Origin of the sequence: Bdellovibrio bacteriovorus HD100 (assembly GCF_000196175.1) — a bacterium.
Taxonomy (GTDB): Bacteria; Bdellovibrionota; Bdellovibrionia; order Bdellovibrionales; family Bdellovibrionaceae; genus Bdellovibrio; species Bdellovibrio bacteriovorus.
The window spans coordinates 462,663-482,899 of record NC_005363.1; the positions used below are offsets into that span (position 1 = coordinate 462,663).

Here is a 20,237-nt window from a genome sequence, read left to right on the forward strand (position 1 = left end):
CGATAGTCGTGATGACATTCATGGTTCTGGGGCCGACGTCGGCTTATGCCGGCAAGGTCGAGTCCATTCAGGAAGTCATAGAAAAAAAATGCAGGAAAAAGATCAGCTATGAAGAGGCGCTGTCTTTGATTCGTCCTTTGTATCTGACCTGTGTGCCGGGAACGAAAGTGACTGTATACGACAGCTGTCAGGTCAAGTGCCTGAAGCCCAATTCGGGTGCTGTCATCGGACGATAAAAAAAACGCCTCTTTCGAGGCGTTTTTCGTTTCATCTTGAAAGCTCTGTTAACAACAGATTACTTCGTGCAAGACAATGGGTAGATGTTACCGTTAGCAGCCAGGAAGCCGCCGAAAGTGCCATCAGATTCAAGGCTCAGGCCCAGGAAGCCAGTGTTAGTGATAACACCGTCAACTTGAGAGGACTTTTCAGTCAAAGCCAACAGGTTCAGGAAACCGTTCTGAAGTTGTTGAGCGATAGTGCCTTTGTCCATCTGAGAGAAGAACACAGCAGATTTAGAGCGCTCATTCAGGTTAACCATCACGAAGTCAGCGGACTGATCATCAGCCAAATCAACTGCCAAAGTAACAGCGTTAGTTTCGGAAGGAACAACACAAGTCATGATTCTTGTGTCTGCCATTGCGGAAGAACCCATAAGAATCATCGCAGCCATAACAAGCTTTTTCATTAAAACCTCCTATAAGGTGAACGGGGGGAGGCTATTTCAGTGTGCTGGACCATGCAATGCAAATGCATCGCACTATTTACCTATACGCGCACGCAACGTTCCACATTGGACGCAAACCTAGCCCTAGCACTAAGTCTTAAGTGCTCTGATTTAAAGGACTTATTCATGTTTATTAGATTATTCTTAGTGTTAACGAAATTTTGCATAAGGAACATCTGTGAACAGCTTGATTTCATCTTTGGTCGTCATCTTATTTTTCCAAACTGCTATTGCACAAGAGGCAGCACAGCCCACCCCTCCGGCGGCGGCTCCAGTCGCGGCTTCTGCGGAGACTCCTGAAAAAGCCGAGAAAAAAGAAACAGAGTTTTCAAGACCTCTGTTTTTTTCTGTGATGGATCAAGAGCTTAAAATCAAGAATCCCGTGGTCGAATACGATTTGAAAAAATCCAAGGGCAAGCAGCTTGAAATGGGCGGTCTGGTTTTCGACAACCAGTCGCTGTCTGCCAAAGTAGAAAACAACACACTGAATCTGACCTGGAATCATGAACTGGTTCCTGGCGGAGACGTGTCTGTGATCAATCAGCAGGGGAAAGAGTTGTGGAAGCAGCCCGTGAAGGGAACTGGCAGCTGGTCTTACTCCGGGATCCAGGAAAGCAAAGGCCCGCAGTGGAAGGACGGCGAACGATTCCGTTTCTGTCTTCGTGCGGAAGCCGGCAGGGGTTATTCGAGCATCTGTTCCCAGTGGTACGGGGTTGAGATCAAAGAAGGCAGCGTCCAAATCGGTGTGACCAAATCAGAAGCCAGCCCTCGTGTGATTTTCCAGAATGAAGAAAAGAAACTGCAGGGGGCCGAGGAAGTGGCGGTGGGAACTCCGGTTCAGTTCCTGGCGACGCTGGATTCTGATGCGACCTATGAATTCGTTTCTGAGCCAGTGGCGCCTGTGATTCGTGACATGATCGAATCTGAAAAGAAATCCGGTGATGTGACCCTGACCGGGGATCTGCCGAAGCCATTGAAGCTGGAATCCGAAAGTATTGCCGGCGAAGACTATGGTGCTGTGACTAAAATACTGGGCTTTGAAAGCACGATCGGGGCCCGCGCCGACATGTGGAAAGCGGATGTGCCTCAGAAAAACGCCCGCCTGACATTGCCGGGAAAATCCGGTGGGGTGTTTGTCTATAATCTGGAGATCACCGAACCACCTCGTCAGAAGGACCGCCGATTTATTTCCACGCGTGCACTGAAGGGCACTTATCTTTCCAAGGATCAGATGCCGGTACGTGATATGGAAGACAACGTGACGGTCTGGAACTTTGAAACTCCTCAGAAGTTTGCGATGAACACGGTGACACTGGATGTGCCGGGTGAAAAGTCCACGCACAAATCTTATCTGGAAATCTATCGTGCCGGTGCTGGTGAGGCCAGTTTGCGCCTGACCGGAGTTGTGACCAGTGAATCTGACTATGTGATTCTGGGGGAAGGCCACGTTTCCTGGTGGTTTAACGATCTGTTTGGCTGGCAGAACTATTGGTTGTCGAAACAGCGCTGGGGTGTGAGTGCCAAGTACTTCACGTCCCTGACGAATCTTCCAGCCTCCACCGCAGGCGGGAATTCAGAAGATGTGAAGCTGGCGGTGATGGATGCGGATTTGCGTTATCGTTTTACCCCGGGCCTGTGGGAAAAAGATGAAACCGTGGGGCTGATTGTGGCTTATGAGGCGATGACTTTGGGGGACAGCAATGTTCCGAAGATCGGTGCGGGTCTGTTCTGGGCGCGCTCCATGCCGCGGGCGATTGACTATTGGTTCTCTAAAATTCCATTCATGAACTATCCAAAATGGGTGGACATGGAATTCATCAAGTATTTCTCTTCCACTGACAGCGATATCACCTTGGGTGATGACTATGTGCTGAACTTCCACGGCAAGGTGTTGTGGACTCCGCGTTTCTTTGGTGAAGCCGGGTTTGGCTTGAAGAACTATTATTATGAAAAGAACTCTGACGGCTCGGGTGCGAAACTGACCACCTTCTATGGCACTGTCGGGTTGGGTGTGAACTTCTAACCCACGGGTAGAATGAAAAAGAAGCTGACCTTTGTCCATTTATTCCTGCTGAATCAGCTGGTGACAACCCTGGTGCTTTTGACAGTGCTGGGGGTGTATGGCACGCATCTTTTCATTCAAGAGCAGCGTGCGATCCGCGAGCGTATGGAACCGGCCTCGGCCCGTGAAGTGGACCGGATCAACAATGACTTTGCCACGCTGGAAGCCAACGTTCAGCGCCTTAAGAGCATGGTGGAACTTTTTGATGTGATGCCCAAGGGCACGCGGGTGGAAAAGTTCCGTCAGTTTGCCTCGGCCACCATTGCGGGCCACAGCACACAATTCAACGCCTGGGTTGCTTTGGGGCCCCGCCTTGCCAAGGAATACTTGGGACGGGAATCCTATGTGTATGTTGTGCACCGGGATTATTCCCTGTTTGCCAGTCCCAAATACAATGATCCAACCACTTTCGTTGCAGAAGTGTTTACTGAGCCCGGTTACGACAAGGATCCGGATGTTCAATGGTGGTGGATGAATGAAAAGAGCTCCGGAGTAAACTATTCGGATTTCTATTTCGACAAGGGCTATATGGAAAAGGTGATGTTCAGCACCACCACCGGCATTTTCAGCAATGCCGGAAAGCTCGAAGCGGTGGTGGGGATCGACACGTTGGCCGGGGATATTGCGCATCGACTGGGGATCTTCAAGCTGGGGGATACCGGGGGGGCTCTGGTCGTGGATGAGCACGGTCGCCCGGTCCTGCCGTTGATCGCCAAAGACACACCCGTGCTGGGTTTTAAATATCTGCGGGCCCTGAATCAGGATGAGTTCAGGGCGATGCCCAAGCTTTCGCAGAAGGTGTTTAACATTCAAAACCAGCGTCAGCTTCAGGAATTTCCCGGAGCCGACGGCAAAACTTATCTGACTTATTCCCGTCCCATCAAAGGCAAGCCCTGGCATCTGGTGATTTATCAGGAAAAGGGCGAGGCGTATTCCGGATTGTACTTCCGTTTGTTCTTCTTTGGTTTTGTGGCCCTGGTGGCTTATGTGGTGTTCACCCTGATGGTGTGGATGACCGGAAAGTACGTGATCGCGCAGGACAAAGAGGCCCTGGCCCGCCTGCAGGATTCCCGCGACCGTGCTGAAGCGGCGACGCGGGCCAAGTCATTGTTTCTTTCAACCATGAGCCACGAGATCCGCACGCCACTGAATGCGATGCTGGGATCGGCTGAGCTGCTGAATGAAACGCATTTGAATTTTGAACAGAAAGAACTTCTGATATCTCTGCAAAGTGCCGGGGATACGCTGCTTAGCATGCTGAATAACATCCTGGATTTCTCCAAGTTCGAGTCAGGCCGCATGCAGCTGGAAAGCCGTGAGTTTCTGTTGAGCGATCTTGTGCGTGAGGTGCAGGCATTGATCAGCACGTCGGTCTTGCGCAAGAATTTGCAGTTCACCTTCCATCCTCCGGAGCATGACCGCTGGATTGTCGGGGACTCTCTGCGGCTGAAGCAGGTGTTGATGAACCTGCTGGGGAATGCCGTGAAGTTCACGGACCGCGGGGCGATCGAGTTGACGGTGCAGCCTTATCCCGGAAGTGAGCCGGGAAAAGAGACTATCTTTTTTGAGGTCAAGGACACCGGCATCGGGATTGCCAAAGAAAACCTGAAAAAAGTCTTTGATGAATTCGGGCAGGAGGACTCTTCGGTCACGCGTCGCTTCGGGGGCACGGGCCTGGGCCTGAGCATTTCGCAGAAGATCGTGCAATTGATGGGCGGGGAGCTTTACTGTGAAAGCCGCCAGTTTGTGGGGTCGCGTTTCCATTTCTCTGTTCAGATGACTTCCCGCCGGGCGGAACTGTGGAGTGCGCGCTTTAATCTGGAGCTGACGCCGCCGCCGCAGCTGGTGCGACCTAGTTCTGAAGCGGGTCGCAAGAGCATCCTGATCGTGGATGACATGGAAGAAAACCACACGCTGCTCAAAGCCTATATCAAGCGTCTGGAATATGTGACCACCGATTCGGCCTACAACGGCTATGAATGTCTGGAGATGTGGGAACGGGGTCATTACGACATGATCTTTATGGATGTGCAGATGCCGAAGATGTCGGGGCTGGACACCATCAGGAAGCTGCGTGAAATAGAGCGGGCCCGGGGTCTGCACCGAACCCCGGTGGTGGTGATTTCCGCCAACAGCTTTACGGAAGACATTGAAAAAAGCCTTATGGCCGGAGCGGATCAGCACTGTGGCAAGCCGGTGCGCAAACAGACCGTTCTGGAAATCGTTCAAAAATACTGTTCAGAAGACATCGAAACAGCCCCTGCAAACTCTTAAGACAGCGTTAAGTTTCTAACAGCTTATCCCGATATTACGAAGGTCCGACCGCGGAACGGATCTTGCCTCTATTCATTATGAAACGGGCAAACAGGGGGAATTCATGACTAAACGTTTGGCACTGCTGACCGGGACCGTGTGTCTCATTCTGGGATTCCAGAACTGCAGTCAGAACTCGCTTCAGACATCTGAAATGGCATCATTGAATGATGTTTCTGTGGCTCTTCCACCATCCGGTGGTGGTGAATCTGCCAGCACGCCGGCGAAAGTCACCTATGTTGAAATTCCCAATGTATCAGACTCTGTCGTTGAAGGGCTTGCTGCCAAAGCCAGCGAGCTGGGTCAGTATCGACTGGTGATTGCGACCGACTCGGGCCGCATTCAGCTGGTGGATGAAGTGAATACTGTTATTCAGGAACGCTGTCTGCCTGCGGGCAGCTTGTCAGAACTGAAAACGATCCTGAGCGGTTCTTCCGTGTGCGCGGCCCCGGTGAAAGAAGCAGACATGTGCGCGATGAGATACAAACCGGCCTATGCGTCTTTGTACGCCAATGAAACTCGGGTGAATCTGGGTGAAGAAAAGGATTCCTGCGGGACAGGTCTGAAGGATCTGTGTGGAGGCCTGGCAGATGTGTTCCAGGCCTATGTTTCCCACGTTCGTAACAACTGGACAGCGATGAACTGCGAATAAGCAGATAAAAAAAGGGCCCTGAGGCCCTTTTTTTTGGTCTTAAAGACCCAGCATGGATTTCACTTTACTGAACGCTTCATTCAGCTGCGCACGGTTCGGAGCAGCCCCTTGAGCGAAGTCCGGACGACCGCCACCTTTACCGCCCATAACACCCGCAACCTCTTTCAGAAGATCACCGGCTTTGGTTTCGCCGGAAATTTCTTTCGATACGCTGACGATGATCGGATGACTGCCGTCACCCTGTCCGACAACAACCACGATGCCGGACTGAATTTTGTTTTTCAGATGATCGGTGACTTCCGCCAGAACCTGACGGTCATCCAATGGAACATCGGCCAGAACCAGTTTCGCTGAAGCGCCTGCTTTGGTTTTGAAGGTCAGTGCATTTGCTGCCAGGTCATCCACGTTCACCTGACCGCCCTGAAGCTTCTTCATTTCTTTTTCAAGCTGTTTCACCTGGTCTTTCAGAGACTCCACGCGATTTGCCAAAGTGGCCGTTTCACCGGTGGTTTCCAGATGCTTGATGTAGTGCGGGCTTTTTTGGAAGCCGGCAGCAGCCAAAGCATCATCCAGATGAGTCACAGCACTCATCATGTACTGAAGGGCATTGTCAGCGGTGATGGCCTCGATACGGCGAACACCGGAGCTGACTCCTGCTTCTGAAACGATTTTGAACAGGCGGATCTCAGACGTGTTCTTCACGTGCGTACCACCGCAAAGCTCGCAAGAGAAATCACCCATGGTCAGAACACGCACGTCACTGGCGTATTTTTCACCGAACAAAGCCATCGCACCTTTTTCAAGGGCCGCTTTGTGGGACATCATCTCGGTTTGCACCGGATTGCAGCGGGCGATCTGTTCGTTCACCAGATCTTCGATCTTTTTGATTTCTTCAGAAGAAACCGGTTTGTTGTGAGTGAAGTCAAAACGGGTTTTCTGGGAATCAACCAAAGAACCGGCCTGAGTCACATGAGTGCCCAGAACTTTGCGCAAAGCCGCGTGCAACAAGTGGGTTGCCGAATGGTTCGCAGCAGTGTTGCGTCTTTCAACCGGATCCACCCCTGTGACAACGGCTGTTCCCACTTTGAAGGAGCCGTGTTCGATTTCTACATGGTGAAGAACGATGTCGTCGATTTTCGTGGTGTTGATCACGCGGGCACGGTTGGTGTCGTGCATGATGTAACCCACGTCGCCGGACTGACCGCCGCCTTCGCCATAGAAGGTGGTCGCATTCAGAATCATCAGACCGGTGTCACCGGTTTTCAGTTCCTGAACTTCCGCCTGACCATTGGAAAGACCCATGACTTTACCGTCACCGATCGTGCCTTCATAACCCAGGAAGGTCACAGATTTGCCGGACTGAAGATAGTCTTTGGCAAACTTGATCATGTGCGCTTCATCAGCGCCCATGGATTTGCCTTTCCAGCTGGCTTTGGATTTTGCGCGGTTGTCTTCCATTTCCTTTTCAAACGCGGCTTCGTTCACTTCGATGCCTTGCTCGTTGGCGATCACGCGGGTCAAATCCGCAGGGAAGCCATAAGTGTCATACATGCGGAAGACCACTTCGCCGGAAAGTTCCTTGATGCCTTTGGATTTGGCTTTTTTCAGCTCGTCTTCCAGGATCGCGGTGCCTTTGTCCAACGTGGCGATGAAGCGGTCTTCTTCGTCACGGATGGTGTTCAGGATGTGATCGCGGCGGGTTTTAAGTTCCGGATAAACAGAGCCCATGCTTTCGATCAAGGCTTCCGCCATGCCCGGCAGGAAGGATTTGTCGGCAGAAAGCTTGCGACCGTAACGGATCGCACGTCTCATGATACGGCGAAGAACGTAACCACGGCCTTCGTTGGATGGCAAAGCGCCGTCAGCAATCAGGAAGGAGGTGGAGCGGCAGTGATCGGCCAGAACACGCAAAGCCGAAGTGACTTCAGCTGCGGCCGGATTTTTCGCCAGCACTTCTTTGTCAGAGATGTATTCGATGTTCCCGATCTTGCACGCCAGCTGAATCATCGGCTGGAACAGGTCGGTGTCGTAGTTGTTAAACACGCCCTGCATGGCTGCAGACATACGCTCCAGACCACCACCAGTATCAACTGACGGCTTCGGCAGCGGAGTCAGTGTGCCCGGAGGATTTTCGAAGTACTGCATGAACACCAGATTCCAGATTTCCACGAAACGGTCTTCGCCGGCTTCGATGCCTTTGAATGGATCAGAAATAGTGCCGGCTTTCGGACCGTGATCATAGAAGATCTCAGTACAAGGGCCGCAAGGACCGGTGTCGCCCATTTTCCAGAAGTTGTCTTTGTCAAAGCGGAAGATGCGCTCGCGGGGCACGCCTTCCTGGTTGTGCCAGATGTCGGCCGCTTCATCGTCAGAGATGTGCACGGTCACATAAAGCTTTTCTTTTGGAATCGCCAGTTCCTTGGTCAGGAACTCCCACGCAAAGTGGATCGCGTCTTTTTTGAAATAGTCACCAAAAGAGAAATTCCCGACCATTTCAAAGAAAGTGTGGTGACGGGCGGTGAAGCCCACGTTTTCAAGGTCATTGTGCTTACCACCGGCGCGCACGCACTTTTGTGCTGTCACCGCGCGGGAGTAGTCACGCTTTTCAAGACCCAGGAAGGTGTTTTTGAACTGATTCATGCCGGCGTTGGCGAAAAGCAACGTCGGATCATTTTCAGGAATCAGGGAAGAGGACGGAACCACTTTGTGTCCGTTCTTTTCGAAGTATTTGATAAAGGCGTTTCTGATCTCAGAGCTTTTCATAAATAACCTTTCTTACGGTCTCAGAATCGAATCCACGGGAAGCCAACAGCCGGCCCACTCGGGCTTTTTCCTCTCGGGAAAATTTGTGGTCTTCGTCGTACTTATTTTTGACAATCGCCAGCGCCTTTTCAAGCTCCAAAGCACGATCTGTCTCAACAGCGGGAAGACCTTTTTCCTTCAGGTAGTTGTTGATGTAATAGATGCCCTTGTTGCGGCGATGAAGCATGTCAGCCAAACGATGGGCCAGGTCCACGGGGTCGCCCAACCAGCGGTTGTCTTTGGCAAACTCGATGGCTTCATCGATGATATCCCCCACGTCCTCTTCGTCCGAGAACTTCTCTTTCAATTTGGTGCGAAGTTCTTTTTCGGAATGGTCCCGGCGCGCGATCATGTCCATGACCTTTTTCTTGGCGTACTGACGGGTTTTGAGGGGATCTTTCTCTCGGGACATAGGGGAAATTAATACCCCGTTTTTTAACCCTTGCGAAGGATAATTTCAGTCAGTTCGCAATAAGTTCCCAGGCGCAGTTGCGGCCCCCAGTATCCGGTTCCCTGATTGACATAGAGCTGCATAGCTCCCACCTGGTAAAGGCCTTTGGCATAGCGTTCAAAGAACACGATCAGCCAGTTCCATGGGAAGAACTGTCCGCCATGGGTGTGGCCGGAAAGCTGTAGATCCACCCCGAGCTTTTCCACCTGCGGGGCCAGGGACGGCTGATGGGACAGAAGTACTTTGAAGGCGCCGGGGCGCAGTTGGCTGGCGACCTTATCCAGCTCGGGTCCTTCTTGGCGGAAGTGCAGGGCGGCGGGATCGGGAATGCCGGCCACCTGTAGTTCAGCCTTACCAAATGTCAGCGTGGCGGCCTGGTTGATCAGAACATGGAAACCCACAGACCGGAATGCCTGAAGTCCCTTCGGGGCGTCCCAATAGTACTCGTGGTTCCCGGGAACATAAAAGATCCCATGGGTGGCCCGCATCTGTTTCAGGATTTCAAACTCCTGCTGATGCTTTTCAACGAAGCTGTCCAGAATATCACCGGTAAAGACAACCAGGTCCGGCTTCATCGCATTGACCTGATCGACCAGCTTTTGCACCAGACGCAGGGGCAGGCTGGGGCTGATGTGCAAATCCGTGATGTGAACAATGCGCAAGCCCTCGAGTTCGGAAGGCAGATTGGCAAAGGAAACCGGCATGATTTTGGCCCGGGCCCCGCGGCGGACAACAGCATTTCCAAGAGCGATCATTGCCACCGGCAGCCCCATCAGGGTGGCCGTGGCTTGAGAGCTGTACAGCACTTCCAATGAAATCCAGGTGCCGGTCACGTTGTCAGCAAAAGCCAGCAGATCCCGCAGAATCACCAGCGTGATCAGAAAATTAATATAGGCCATGACAGTCAAAGAGCCGTTCAAAAGACGATCCCGCCATGGATTCACGTCCAGCTTTTTTTCCTTCCAGAAGAACAGAAACGTCCCGATCACCAAAGCAAAAAGGAATGCGAGAAAGCTCACAATCAAAGTTGTTCCCTGCCACGAAAAATCCGTGAAGCGGGTCAGTTGGTGAGAGACATAGACGAAGATCGTAAGAATCAGAGTGCTGGCAACTGTACGAAAAATTCCCATGGGTTTTTTTATCATGATTGGCTTGTGCTTGCACAGTCCAATGTAGAAACACAGATCGGCGAGTCGATGAACAAATGCTAATCTTGGAAAGTCGCGGGAGGTTTGTATGAGTTTTCGTAATGAATTTGAGCAGGCGAGGGATTTTCTGATTCTGCACCGTTCAGACTATAAACATGCTTACAGCCAATTCCGCTGGCCCCGTTTTGATGATTTCAACTGGGCTCTGGATTATTTCGACCCCATGGCCGAAGGCAATACCAAGATCGGTCTGTGGCTGGTGGATGAGCTGGGACATGAAAAGAAGTTCAGCTTCAGCGAAATCTCCAAACGTTCCAATCAGGCGGCGAACTTTATGCGCGCCCGGGGATTGCAAAAAGGCGACTCTGTCTTTCTGCTGATCGAAGATGACGTGGCCCTTTGGGAAATCATGCTGGCGGCCATGAAGCTCGGTGCGGTGATCGTTCCGAACAATCCTTTGTTGTCCCAGCAGGAGCTGAAAGACCGCTTGAACCGCGAGCAGATCAAGATGATCGCCACAACCAAAGCACACACAGAAAAATTTGATGTGACCTCTTCGGGGGTTATCCCTGTGGTGGTGGATGCCGAAGTCGAGGGCTGGATTTTTTATCCGGAAGCGTACAAGGAAAGTGCAGAGTTCGAAGCCACTGAGCGGACCAAGGCCACGGATCCCCTGTTCCGGTACTTTACTTCTTCCAGCGGGGTGAAACCAAAACTTGTCGAGCACAGTCATGCCGGATTTACGGTCGGGCATCTTTCCACCATGTACTGGATGGGACTGCATCCCGGGGACGTGCATCTGGGAATCAACTCTGCCGGCTGGGCCATGCATGACTGGAACTCTTTTGTCGCACCTTGGAATGCCGAGGCGACGGTTTTTGTTTTCAAGGAAAAGCGTTTCAACGCCAGTTTGATTTTGGATGTTCTGGATGAATATCCCATCACCACCTTCTGTGCGCCGCCGACGGTGTGGCGTTTGTTGTGCCAGGAAGATCTTAGATCCTATGACGTCCATCTGCGCGAAGCCTTAAGCACCGGAGAGCCACTGACGGCAGATCTGATTTCGAAAGTTCATCATGCCTGGGGCCTTTTCATCCGCGATGGATATGGCCAGACCGAGTCTGCAACTCTGATCGGGGTGCCGCCAGAAGAAAAAGACAGTTTCGGGACATCCGGAAAAGCCATGCCAGGCTTCAAAATCGCGCTGCTGGATGCTCAGGGTGAAGAGACCGACAGCGGGGAAATCTGTGTGGATATCTCGGAGAGCCCCTGGGGGCTGATGTCGGGACTGGATACTTCGAACAAATACTTTCATACCGGAGACACGGCATATCTGGACAGTATGGGGAACTTTACCTATTGCGACCGCATCGATGGACTGTTCAAGTCCTCGGACTATCGCATCAGTCCTTTTGAGATTGAATTTGTGTTGAAAGAGTTTCCATCCATTCGTGAGGCGGTGGTGATTCCGAGTCCTGATCCCATTCGTGAAAATGTGCCGAAAGCCCTGGTCATGCTGAGCAAAGGTGTTGAGCCCAGCAAGGAGCTGGCTTTGGATATTATGAATTTTGCACGCATGCGCCTGTCTCCTTTCAAGCGTATTCGCCGCGTGGAGTTTATGGAAATTCCCAAAAATACGTCTGGAGAAGTGCTCCGCTCGGATTTGGTCAATCTGGAGCGCGAGAAAAGAAAGCGCGGAGAAAAAGCCCCTTATGAATTCTGGGAAGAAGACGCCAAGATCGTCATCCCTGACACATGGGCGCAAGAACTGCCTTGAGTTTAGTCTTGTTACAAGACTGAAAGAGTGGGGTCTTCTTGTTCGTTCTTTGTTCATTCGCTGTTATGATTACAGTGTGAAAACACGGTTATTAATTCTTTCATTGATCCTTCTATGTTTTTCTACAGTGGCGTCTGCGAAAGACTGTGGTCGCCGCTATCGCATTATTGTGAACAACTATGCCCCTTTGTTTGACGTGAACAATGAAGGTCATGTTCACGGTCTGACGTTTGATATTATGAACGAACTTTCGCAGCGGTTGGGTTGTGTGGTTTCACAGGCCCCCATGGATGCCCCGCGAATGCAGGATGATTTTAATAACTGGCGTGCGGATATTGTGGGTCTGGTCATCCCTTCAGAAAAGTACCTTGCCACTGGAGAGTATGTTCCGGTGTACAAGACGGTCCGGAAGCTGTTGGTGAACAAGGCGCACTATGATCGCTCACGCACGATAGCAGACTATATTAAAGACAGCCGTATCAAGTTCGGCGATCAAATCGGCACTCGTTTCTTTTTGACGACCGACGAGAAAAAATTGTTATTCGAAGCCGGGCGCATCGTTCAATATCCAAGTCCGGCGACGGGCTTTCGTCAGCTGACTTCGGGGCGGGTGCAGGCGATGTTCACATCACAATCAATTTACAACTATTACCAAAAGACGATTCCCGATTTGAATCAGAGTGTGGTGGCCATTCCCGATCCCAACTATGAGATGGAAGGCGGGATCTATCTTTCTGTGCGCAGAATTTCGAAGACCGAAGCAATGCAGATTAAAAAAGCCATCAGCGACATGAGAAAAGACGGAACGCTTCGCCGGATCGTTGCAAAATATGCCTCTGCGGAGGATTTGACTTTCTATAAAGACCTTTAGGTTGCCCGCCAGGTGGTTCTCGTATTAACTGATGTTAACTGGAGAACCATGATGAACTCTTCCGTATATTCCTCTTTGGACTTAAATGGCAAAACCGCCGTCGTGTGCGGGGCTTCCGGTGGCATTGGCGAAGCGGCAGCCAGTCTGATGGCCCGGCGTGGGGCCCGCATCATTGCCGTGGCCCGCTCGGAAGAAAAACTGAAAAAACTTATGTCATCATTGCCGGGCTCTGATCACCGCTATCTGCTGGCGGATCTGGGTGATACTGAATCTTTGAAAGCCAACGTCCTTGCGCCACTGGCTTCCGAAACTGTGCACATTCTTCTGAACAACACGGGCGGACCCAAAGGGGGGCCGCTGCACAAGGCTTCGATCGAAGAATTTGATCAACCCCTGCGGGCGCATCTGAAGGCGGCTCATCTGCTGGTGCAGGCGGTTTTGCCTTCGATGCAAAAGAATCACTATGGGCGGATCATCAACGTGATTTCGACGTCTGTAAAAACGCCGATTCCGAATCTGGGTGTTTCCAATACGGTGCGTGGGGCGATGGCGAACTGGTCAAAAACCCTGGCCGGGGAGCTGGCGGGTTATGGGATTACCGTGAACAACGTGCTGCCGGGATACATCCGCACCGACCGCTTCAAAAGTCTGGTGGAAACTTCAGCGCAAAATACAAATTCCAGTGTGGATGAAGTGGAAGAAGCCTGGAAGAAAACAATTCCCGCGGGCCGGGTTGGAGAACCTGAGGAGATGGCCGAGGCGATTGCTTTTTTGGCCAGTCCCGCCGCCGCTTACATCACCGGAATCAATCTTCCTGTGGATGGCGGCAGAACTCCGTCACTTTAAGGGTGGGGGTTAAAGCCCCACTCCCATGATCGCTTTCATTTCTTTCAAGGTCTGGCGGGTTTTTTCCTGAGCTTTCAGGGAGCCCTCTTTGCAGATTTTCAAAACCGCTTGTGGGTCCTGAGCATACTGCGCACGACGTTCGCGCATGGGCGCGATGATCGTATTCAGAACTTCGGTCAGGCGCACTTTCAAAGTGCCATCACCCAAACCGCCGCGCTGATAGTGTTCTTTCAGGGCCGCGACTTCTTCTTTTCTTGGATCGAAAACATCCAGGAAGCTGAAGACCACGTTGCCTTCGACTTTGCCCGGATCTTCAATGCGGATGTGACCTGGATCGGTGTACATCTTCTGCACTTTCTTTTTGATGGTGTCAGCATCGTCGGAAAGATAGATGGCGTTCCCCAGGGATTTGCTCATCTTCGCTTTGCCGTCGATACCTGGCAGGCGACCCGCCACACCCGGCATGCCTTTGACGGGCTTGAAGAAGTCCGTTTTGTAGATGTGGTTGAAACGCTGGGCGATTTCGTTGGTCTGCTCGATCATCGGGTTTTGGTCTTCACCGGCAGGAACCAGGTTCGCCTTGAAGCCCAGGATGTCCGCCGCCTGGCTGACCGGATAAGTCAGGAAACCTGCAGGCAGGGACTTTTCCAGATTCTTCTGCTGGATTTCGGTTTTCACGGTTGGATTTCTTTCCAGGCGTGCCACGGTCACCAGATTCATGAAGTAAGTGGTCATTTCAAACAGTTCCGGCAGTTCGGACTGAACGAAGATGGTGCTTTTCGCAGGATCAATACCCGCTGCCAGATAATCCAACGTCACTTGTAAGATGTTGTCGCGAACTTTTGTGGTGTCATCATAGTTGTCGGTCAAAGCCTGAACGTCCGCGATGATGATGTACTGATCGTGGGAATCCTGAAGATCCACACGGTTTTTAAGAGATCCAACGTAATGACCAAGATGGAGGGGACCTGTTGGACGGTCGCCCGTAAGAATGATTGGTTTCATATGATTTCTATAGCATTAAGAAAAGGGACTGGGAACATCAGAAAAGAAAGAAAATAGGTCGGCCCCGTAGAGTCTTAGAGGTGAAACCAAACATTTTAGTTTCCGGCGTTTGATCTACAACTGCAGAGCTATCAGGGTGTCTACAAAGTAGACCAAGCTAGCCAGCAGAATCATCCAACGAATCATGGGGCCTCCGTGAGGGCAGTATGCGAAAAGGCCTCCCATAAGTCGAATCGCTAATTTTGATGGCATCCATAAGTTTTTCGCACTGAGACATAGATCCTTGCGTCCAAGCTGAAAACCAAATGGATAGTGGTTTGGTGTTTATTTGGAGCTCAGGAAGTTCCCGGTTTTGACCTTGCCTCAGTTTGGAGGCGGGTGTTTTGGTGAAGGGGTATGAATTCCCAAGGCGCTGAGATCTATAACAGTCAGAACGGGTGCTACTATTCGTTTCGCCCCTTTTCCATCGATCGTGATTTTGATGTTTATTACAAGTGGATGCATCAGAAATATGTTTCGCAGTGGTGGGATCTGGCGAAAACCCGCCAGGAACTTGAGGCCCATCTGATCAGCGAACTTTCTGACAAACACCAGGATCTTTTCATCGGTTTTATTGATGGCCGGCCGGTCAGCTATTGGGAGCGATACTGGCTTCAGCAGGACATTCTTGGCAAGTACGTTGAAACGCTTCCGTTTGATCAGGGTTTGCACTTCCTGATCGGAGAAACCGCTTATCTGGGGCGCACTTACACGCCGTCGCTGATCGCCGCGTTCTTGAAATTCCAGTTTCAGGAAACCCGCACCCAGCGCATCTTTGGCGAGCCGGACATTCGCAACCGCAAGGTCCTTCGTTATGCCGAAGAGACGTGTTTTGAAATGCAGGGGATTGTTGAAATGCCCGAGCGCGCTTCGGCGGTGATGGTCTGCCGTCGTGAAAATTTCTTCGCCAAATACTCGGCCAAACCGGGGAAATTGTGGGCCTCCGCAGTCCGTGAATCCGGGCCGGTTTCCGAACCGGCTTTAATGCTCTGACGCTTCTCATTCTGCATTGCAAGGCCTACGGGTCCGGCGTACCTCATCGGTATGGTGACAAACTTTCTGATACAACTTGCGACTCTGTTTGGTGTGGGCCGTTTCCCGAAAGGGCCGGGCACGATGGGCACCCTGGCGACTATTCCGATTGTCATTCTTTTAAGCAAATTGGGCCCTTTGGTTTACATGGGAGTAGTGGTTTTGCTGCTCCCTGTCGGAATTGCGGCCTGCGAGGCTTACGAGCGTTCCAAGGGTGGTCATGATCACAAAGAGATCGTAATTGATGAGGTTTTGGGTTTTCTGATCACCATGGTTTGGATGCCGATGACATGGCAGGCCATTTTAATCGGTTTTGCCCTGTTCAGAGTGCTGGACATCACAAAGCCTTTATTCATAGGATATTTAGATAAGAAGATCCAAGGAGGACTTGGAGTGATGATCGATGACGTGGCCGCGGGGATAATTGCGAGCCTCATCATGCAAGTGATCTACACTCAAACCAATTGGTTGGGCTCGCAAATTGTGGTGATTAACTAAATGTCACTTAACAACGAAAAGCTTCAAGAACTCATTCGATCCCTTCGCGACCAAAAACTCACAGTGGGTTTTGCGGAAAGTTGTACTGGAGGTGCACTTTCGGCTTTTTTAACAGAGCAACCAGGCGTGTCCGACATATTTCTAGGCTCTGTGGTTTCTTACTCTAACGAGGCGAAGGTGGATCTTCTGGGGGTTCGTCGAGACACTCTCATGCAAGAGGGTGCGGTGAGCGAGACAGTCGCTCGTCAAATGGCGCACGGAGTGCGTCGTCAGCTTAAAACTGATTGGTCTGTGGCAATCACAGGTATCGCTGGTCCGACAGGTGGAACACCGTCAAAGCCAGTGGGCACTGTATGCTTTGCCATCGCTGGACCGGGTTTTGAAGATTCCCGAAAAGAACTCTTTTCAGGCGATCGCAAATCCATCCAGATGACTTCGGTAGACTATGCGGTGGCTTGGCTGAAAGAAGTTCTCGACAAGAAATAGTAAAAGGCCCCCGGCCTGATTTTTAAACATAATTTGTACTCCGACAGAGTCGGAGTGTAAAAAAGCGTCGTGGCGATAGTCACGAGAGAGAGGGAATAACAGATGGCAAACGCTACTGTAGACAACAAAGCGAACTCAGAAAAAATCAAAGCTCTTGAATTGGCTGTTTCGACTATCGAAAAGCAATTCGGTAAAGGCTCCATCATGCGTTTGGGCGCGAACGAATCTTTGGTTAAAGACGTTGAAGCGATCAGCACGGGTGCATTGAGCTTGGATATCGCTTTGGGTATCGGCGGTCTTCCTAAAGGTCGTATCTGTGAAATCTATGGACCAGAGTCCTCTGGTAAAACAACTCTGTGCTTGTCTGTTATCGCTCAAGCTCAGAAAAAGGGCGGCGTTGTCGCTTTCGTTGATGCCGAACACGCTTTGGATATCAACTATGCTCGTAAACTGGGTGTGAACACGGAAGATCTTTTGATCTCTCAGCCAGACACTGGTGAACAAGCTTTGGAAATCACTGAAACACTTGTTCGTTCCGGCGCGATTGACGTATTGGTTGTCGACTCCGTAGCAGCCTTGGTTCCTCGTGCAGAGATCGAAGGTGACATGGGTGATTCCCACGTTGGTTTGCAGGCTCGTTTGATGTCCCAGGCTTTGCGTAAGCTGACTGCGGCGATCAACCGTTCCAACACTCTTGTTATCTTTATTAACCAAATCCGTATGAAAATCGGTGTTATGTTCGGTAACCCTGAAACAACTACGGGTGGTAACGCTTTGAAATTCTACTCTTCTGTTCGTTTGGATGTACGCCGTGTGGGCGCGATCAAAAACGGTGAGGACGTGACTGGTAACCGTACTGCGGTGAAAGTTGTTAAGAATAAAATGGCGCCTCCGTTCACCAAAGTTGAATTCGACTTGATGTACGGTGAAGGTATCTCTGAAGAGGGTGACCTTCTGGATCTGGCAGTGACTGCGAACATGGTTGAAAAATCCGGTGCGTGGTTCTCTATCAATGGTGAGCGCATGGGCCAAGGCCGTGATGCTGCGAAGAACTTCCTGAAAGAGCACCCAGAATACATGGTTGAACTTCGTAAGAAAATCCTTGCAGCAAACGGTATCGGCAAACTTTTGGTTGATACCAACGGCAACAACGGTGAAGACCACGAAGGTACAGAGCCAGTTGAAATCGAAGCAGAAGATGCTGCTCCGAAAAAAGGCAAAAAAGGCAAACACTAGTCTGGCGTTCAACTGATTTGAAAAAAGACCGGTCAGAGATTTCTGTCCGGTCTTTTTGAGCGAAGAGAGCTACTTTATTAGAGGAACTAAAATACTCCAAATGTAATTTCCTACTAGACTGAGCAGGATGGTGCTAATTATACCCAGAAGTAGTTTGATTTTACTATTTCTGTAGTAGTCTTGTGCCTCTTCTATCATGCGTTTGTCTTTTTCTGTAATTTCTACAAATGATAGCTCTGCCCAATCGTCAATTGAATTTTCAATTGATCTTCCTAAAACAAGTCCTCCTATTCCAAATAGGGCGATAAATGAGAATGCCACAATTAAGAATTTAGCAAGATCCACAGGCGTGGAGGTTGTTGATAGGGCACTTGGTACTGCTGCCACTGTGAATAGTACGGCCATCGTTGAGAGTAGGACACGAGTAATTAGGGGGGCGTTTTCGCTTTTGCTTGAGATGAATTTATATGTTTTACTTGAACGTGCTTTCTTTGTGCTATCGAACCAGCCATCAAAAACATTCTGGATATATTTTGCAACCGAGTAGTCAATATATTTAATGCTAAAAATTGCAGTTGATCCGGCAAACATTAAGTATTTCGCGGGGAATGGAAAATCCTGACTCTTCAGCTTGTTGTGTGATCCAACCCTAGAAATTAGGCGAATACTCAGATTGTATGTTTGCAGTTTGTTGTGTTTGGGAAGAATTATTCCAAAGTTATAAGTAATCAATAAGGACTCTAGGCTTGAGTCACTTGCTCGACCTTGTTCGATGAGCTTGTCAAGGCTATCAAATGTCACCTGGTTATCATCTACAAAGAAGAGTTTGAAAGATGAGTTCTCCAGTCGAACATGATACTGATCGAATGACTGTTGAATTTTGAAGTGAAGCGTTTGAATATCCTTTATAGAAATCTGAATGGGCGCGTTATGTATTTTAGTGATCTCCTGAGTCTTTCCTGTGATCTCGTGGTACAAGCCTTGTAGAGTTTGGAAGTCGATTTTTTTATCAGTAGGTAGGCTGTCTACAATGATCGAGTCGTCGGCGTTGTTTCGGGGTCACTACTTCAGCATCTTTTGTATTGGTTGTATTGGTGAGTTTCTTCTTTTTGTCATCGAAGGCCATCTAAAATCTCCTCTTGTTTGTAAATCGGTTTTTGTGTTTTAAAACATTAGGGCATTATTTGGTGTCTTGAGTTGATACAAACGTAGGTGGGTGTATCGTGCCAATTAAGATTAAGCGAGTTTATGAAAAGCCTAGTCGGGATGATGGTTATCGTGTTTTGGTCGATCGTCTGTGGCCCCGGGGAATTAAGAAGGAAGAGCTGAAATTCAGTGAGTGGCCCAAGGTGATTTGTCCCAGCACAGAGCTGCGTAAAGAATTCGGACACAAGCCCGAAAAGTTCGGGATGTTTCGCACGGAATATAAAAAGGAACTTAAATCCGCCGAAGCCCACGACAAGCTGGCGGAGCTAGCCGAGCGGGCTCAGGATGGGAATGTGACTTTGCTGTATGCCGCCCGGGACGAAGAAATCAACCATGCGATCGTTCTAAAGGAAGTTTTGGATAAGCTTTAAGGTGCTGATTTGATTTTGATTTTTGGTTCTAGTTCCGGAGGCTCAAGATTTGCTCTTTCGGAAATCTCTGATTTCGATTATATTGGGTTCAAGGCCTCGCGAAAAAGCCTGCACCCGCAAAAGAGAATCTCATTTCGTGATGCGATCTAAATCGTGTCTTCAAAAAATCAAAATTAATTCTTTTGGTTGCCATGGGCGGGGACGGCGACAAGACCAAAGGATGTTCTATGTCTGTATCACGCCTTGAATCGTATCGAATCAAAGCCAAACTTTTGCAAAAAGCCAAACAGAAAGCCGGTCAGGATTTTCAGTTAAAGGATGCTTTTGCCCTGCTTGCAAAGACTGCGGGTTTTTCCTCGTGGAATGATTTGAAAGCCACGCTGGAAAGCCAGGTGGACTTTTGCAAGAAGGGTCACAGCGCTTACTGGAAGGTCTGGTATGCGTCTTATGACGAAGCCCGGGCTCATCTGGATTCTGACGGGGGCTATTTGCTGCCTTATCAGAAAGACTTTTTCATCTGCGATGAAAACTTCATTCAGTGGCTGGGGCTGGAAGTTGAGGACGAGGACCTTTTGAAGGTCGGTCGCGACTGGGCGAAGCCTCTGGATGCCGTTGCTTATTCACGTCTGCTGAAAAAAATGAAGTAAGTTGCTTCCGCTTTCGCGGCTTCCGCCGCTCCAGCTCTGCCAGCGAGGCAGAACTCAGCCGTTATCGCCAG

Annotated in this window: 19 protein-coding genes; 13 read left to right on the forward strand and 6 right to left on the reverse strand. The window is 50.3% G+C overall.

Annotated elements, in window-relative coordinates; translation table 11 throughout:
* Positions 1-11 precede the first annotated feature (11 nt).
* Positions 12-236: a hypothetical protein gene (locus BD_RS02275; protein WP_226987911.1), complete on the forward strand. Its 225-nt coding sequence runs from the start codon at positions 12-14 to the stop codon at positions 234-236.
* A gap of 59 nt (positions 237-295) precedes the next feature.
* On the opposite strand, the gene BD_RS02280 is transcribed toward BD_RS02275, so the two are convergent.
* A complete protein-coding gene (locus BD_RS02280) occupies positions 296-685 on the reverse strand; it encodes a hypothetical protein (protein WP_011163078.1) in 390 nt (129 codons plus the stop codon).
* A gap of 217 nt (positions 686-902) precedes the next feature.
* Between BD_RS02280 and BD_RS02285 the strand changes: the two genes are divergently transcribed.
* The 3 genes from BD_RS02285 to BD_RS02295 all read left to right on the forward strand — a co-directional run bounded on the left by BD_RS02285 (position 903) and on the right by BD_RS02295 (position 5,751).
* The gene (locus BD_RS02285) at positions 903-2,747 is read left to right on the forward strand and encodes a hypothetical protein (RefSeq protein ID WP_011163079.1); all 1,845 of its coding nucleotides are present in this window, start codon (positions 903-905) and stop codon (positions 2,745-2,747) included.
* Between the two features lie 12 nt (positions 2,748-2,759).
* Positions 2,760-5,060, forward strand: coding sequence for a hybrid sensor histidine kinase/response regulator (locus BD_RS02290; protein WP_011163080.1), 2,301 nt, complete (start codon positions 2,760-2,762; stop codon positions 5,058-5,060).
* A gap of 103 nt (positions 5,061-5,163) precedes the next feature.
* On the forward strand, positions 5,164-5,751 hold the full coding sequence (locus BD_RS02295) for a hypothetical protein (RefSeq protein WP_011163081.1): 588 nt from the start codon (positions 5,164-5,166) through the stop codon (positions 5,749-5,751).
* Positions 5,752-5,790: 39 nt separating this feature from the next.
* Here BD_RS02295 and alaS read toward each other — a convergent pair whose 3' ends face one another.
* The 3 genes from alaS to BD_RS02310 are packed head-to-tail and all read right to left on the reverse strand — an operon-like array spanning position 5,791 to position 10,134.
* Positions 5,791-8,514 carry an alanine--tRNA ligase gene (alaS, locus tag BD_RS02300; RefSeq protein WP_011163082.1) on the reverse strand — a complete coding sequence of 908 codons (2,724 nt, stop codon included), beginning with the start codon at positions 8,512-8,514 and terminating at the stop codon, positions 5,791-5,793.
* Positions 8,501-8,965, reverse strand: coding sequence for a regulatory protein RecX (locus tag BD_RS02305; protein ID WP_038450846.1), 465 nt, complete (start codon positions 8,963-8,965; stop codon positions 8,501-8,503). Before BD_RS02305 ends, alaS begins: the two co-directional genes overlap by 14 nt.
* A 23-nt stretch (positions 8,966-8,988) precedes the next feature.
* Complete coding sequence (locus BD_RS02310) at positions 8,989-10,134, reverse strand: metallophosphoesterase (protein ID WP_157865633.1); 1,146 nt, start codon at positions 10,132-10,134, stop codon at positions 8,989-8,991.
* A gap of 106 nt (positions 10,135-10,240) precedes the next feature.
* Here BD_RS02310 and BD_RS02315 point away from each other — a divergent pair, with 106 nt between their 5' ends.
* From BD_RS02315 to BD_RS02325, 3 genes are all read left to right on the forward strand, one after another.
* A complete protein-coding gene (locus BD_RS02315; protein ID WP_011163085.1) occupies positions 10,241-11,929 on the forward strand; it encodes an AMP-binding protein in 1,689 nt (562 codons plus the stop codon).
* A gap of 76 nt (positions 11,930-12,005) precedes the next feature.
* Positions 12,006-12,800, forward strand: a complete 795-nt coding sequence (locus BD_RS02320; protein ID WP_231839258.1) for a substrate-binding periplasmic protein — start codon at positions 12,006-12,008, stop codon at positions 12,798-12,800.
* Between the two features lie 51 nt (positions 12,801-12,851).
* Positions 12,852-13,646 (forward strand): SDR family oxidoreductase, encoded by a 795-nt coding sequence (locus tag BD_RS02325; RefSeq protein WP_041583442.1) that lies wholly within the window; start codon positions 12,852-12,854, stop codon positions 13,644-13,646.
* 9 nt (positions 13,647-13,655) lie between these two features.
* Here BD_RS02325 and trpS read toward each other — a convergent pair whose 3' ends face one another.
* Positions 13,656-14,651 (reverse strand): tryptophan--tRNA ligase, encoded by a 996-nt coding sequence (trpS, locus tag BD_RS02330; RefSeq protein WP_011163088.1) that lies wholly within the window; start codon positions 14,649-14,651, stop codon positions 13,656-13,658.
* Between the two features lie 396 nt (positions 14,652-15,047).
* On the opposite strand from trpS, the gene BD_RS02335 reads away from it, so the two are divergent.
* The 4 genes from BD_RS02335 to recA all read left to right on the forward strand — a co-directional run bounded on the left by BD_RS02335 (position 15,048) and on the right by recA (position 17,942).
* Positions 15,048-15,683, forward strand: a complete 636-nt coding sequence (locus BD_RS02335; protein ID WP_011163089.1) for a GNAT family N-acetyltransferase — start codon at positions 15,048-15,050, stop codon at positions 15,681-15,683.
* A 51-nt stretch (positions 15,684-15,734) separates the two neighbouring features.
* Positions 15,735-16,220: a phosphatidylglycerophosphatase A family protein gene (locus BD_RS02340; protein ID WP_011163090.1), complete on the forward strand. Its 486-nt coding sequence runs from the start codon at positions 15,735-15,737 to the stop codon at positions 16,218-16,220.
* Positions 16,221-16,706, forward strand: coding sequence for a CinA family protein (locus BD_RS02345; protein WP_011163091.1), 486 nt, complete (start codon positions 16,221-16,223; stop codon positions 16,704-16,706).
* 102 nt (positions 16,707-16,808) lie between these two features.
* Positions 16,809-17,942 (forward strand): recombinase RecA, encoded by a 1,134-nt coding sequence (recA, locus tag BD_RS02350; protein WP_011163092.1) that lies wholly within the window; start codon positions 16,809-16,811, stop codon positions 17,940-17,942.
* Positions 17,943-18,011: 69 nt separating this feature from the next.
* Here the strand turns inward: recA and BD_RS02355 are convergent, their stop codons facing one another.
* Complete coding sequence (locus BD_RS02355) at positions 18,012-18,920, reverse strand: hypothetical protein (protein WP_011163093.1); 909 nt, start codon at positions 18,918-18,920, stop codon at positions 18,012-18,014.
* A 245-nt stretch (positions 18,921-19,165) separates the two neighbouring features.
* Here BD_RS02355 and BD_RS02360 point away from each other — a divergent pair, with 245 nt between their 5' ends.
* Positions 19,166-19,519, forward strand: coding sequence for a DUF488 domain-containing protein (locus tag BD_RS02360; protein ID WP_011163094.1), 354 nt, complete (start codon positions 19,166-19,168; stop codon positions 19,517-19,519).
* Positions 19,520-19,746: 227 nt separating this feature from the next.
* On the forward strand, positions 19,747-20,166 hold the full coding sequence (locus BD_RS02365; RefSeq protein WP_011163096.1) for a hypothetical protein: 420 nt from the start codon (positions 19,747-19,749) through the stop codon (positions 20,164-20,166).
* Positions 20,167-20,237: the final 71 nt, after the last annotated feature.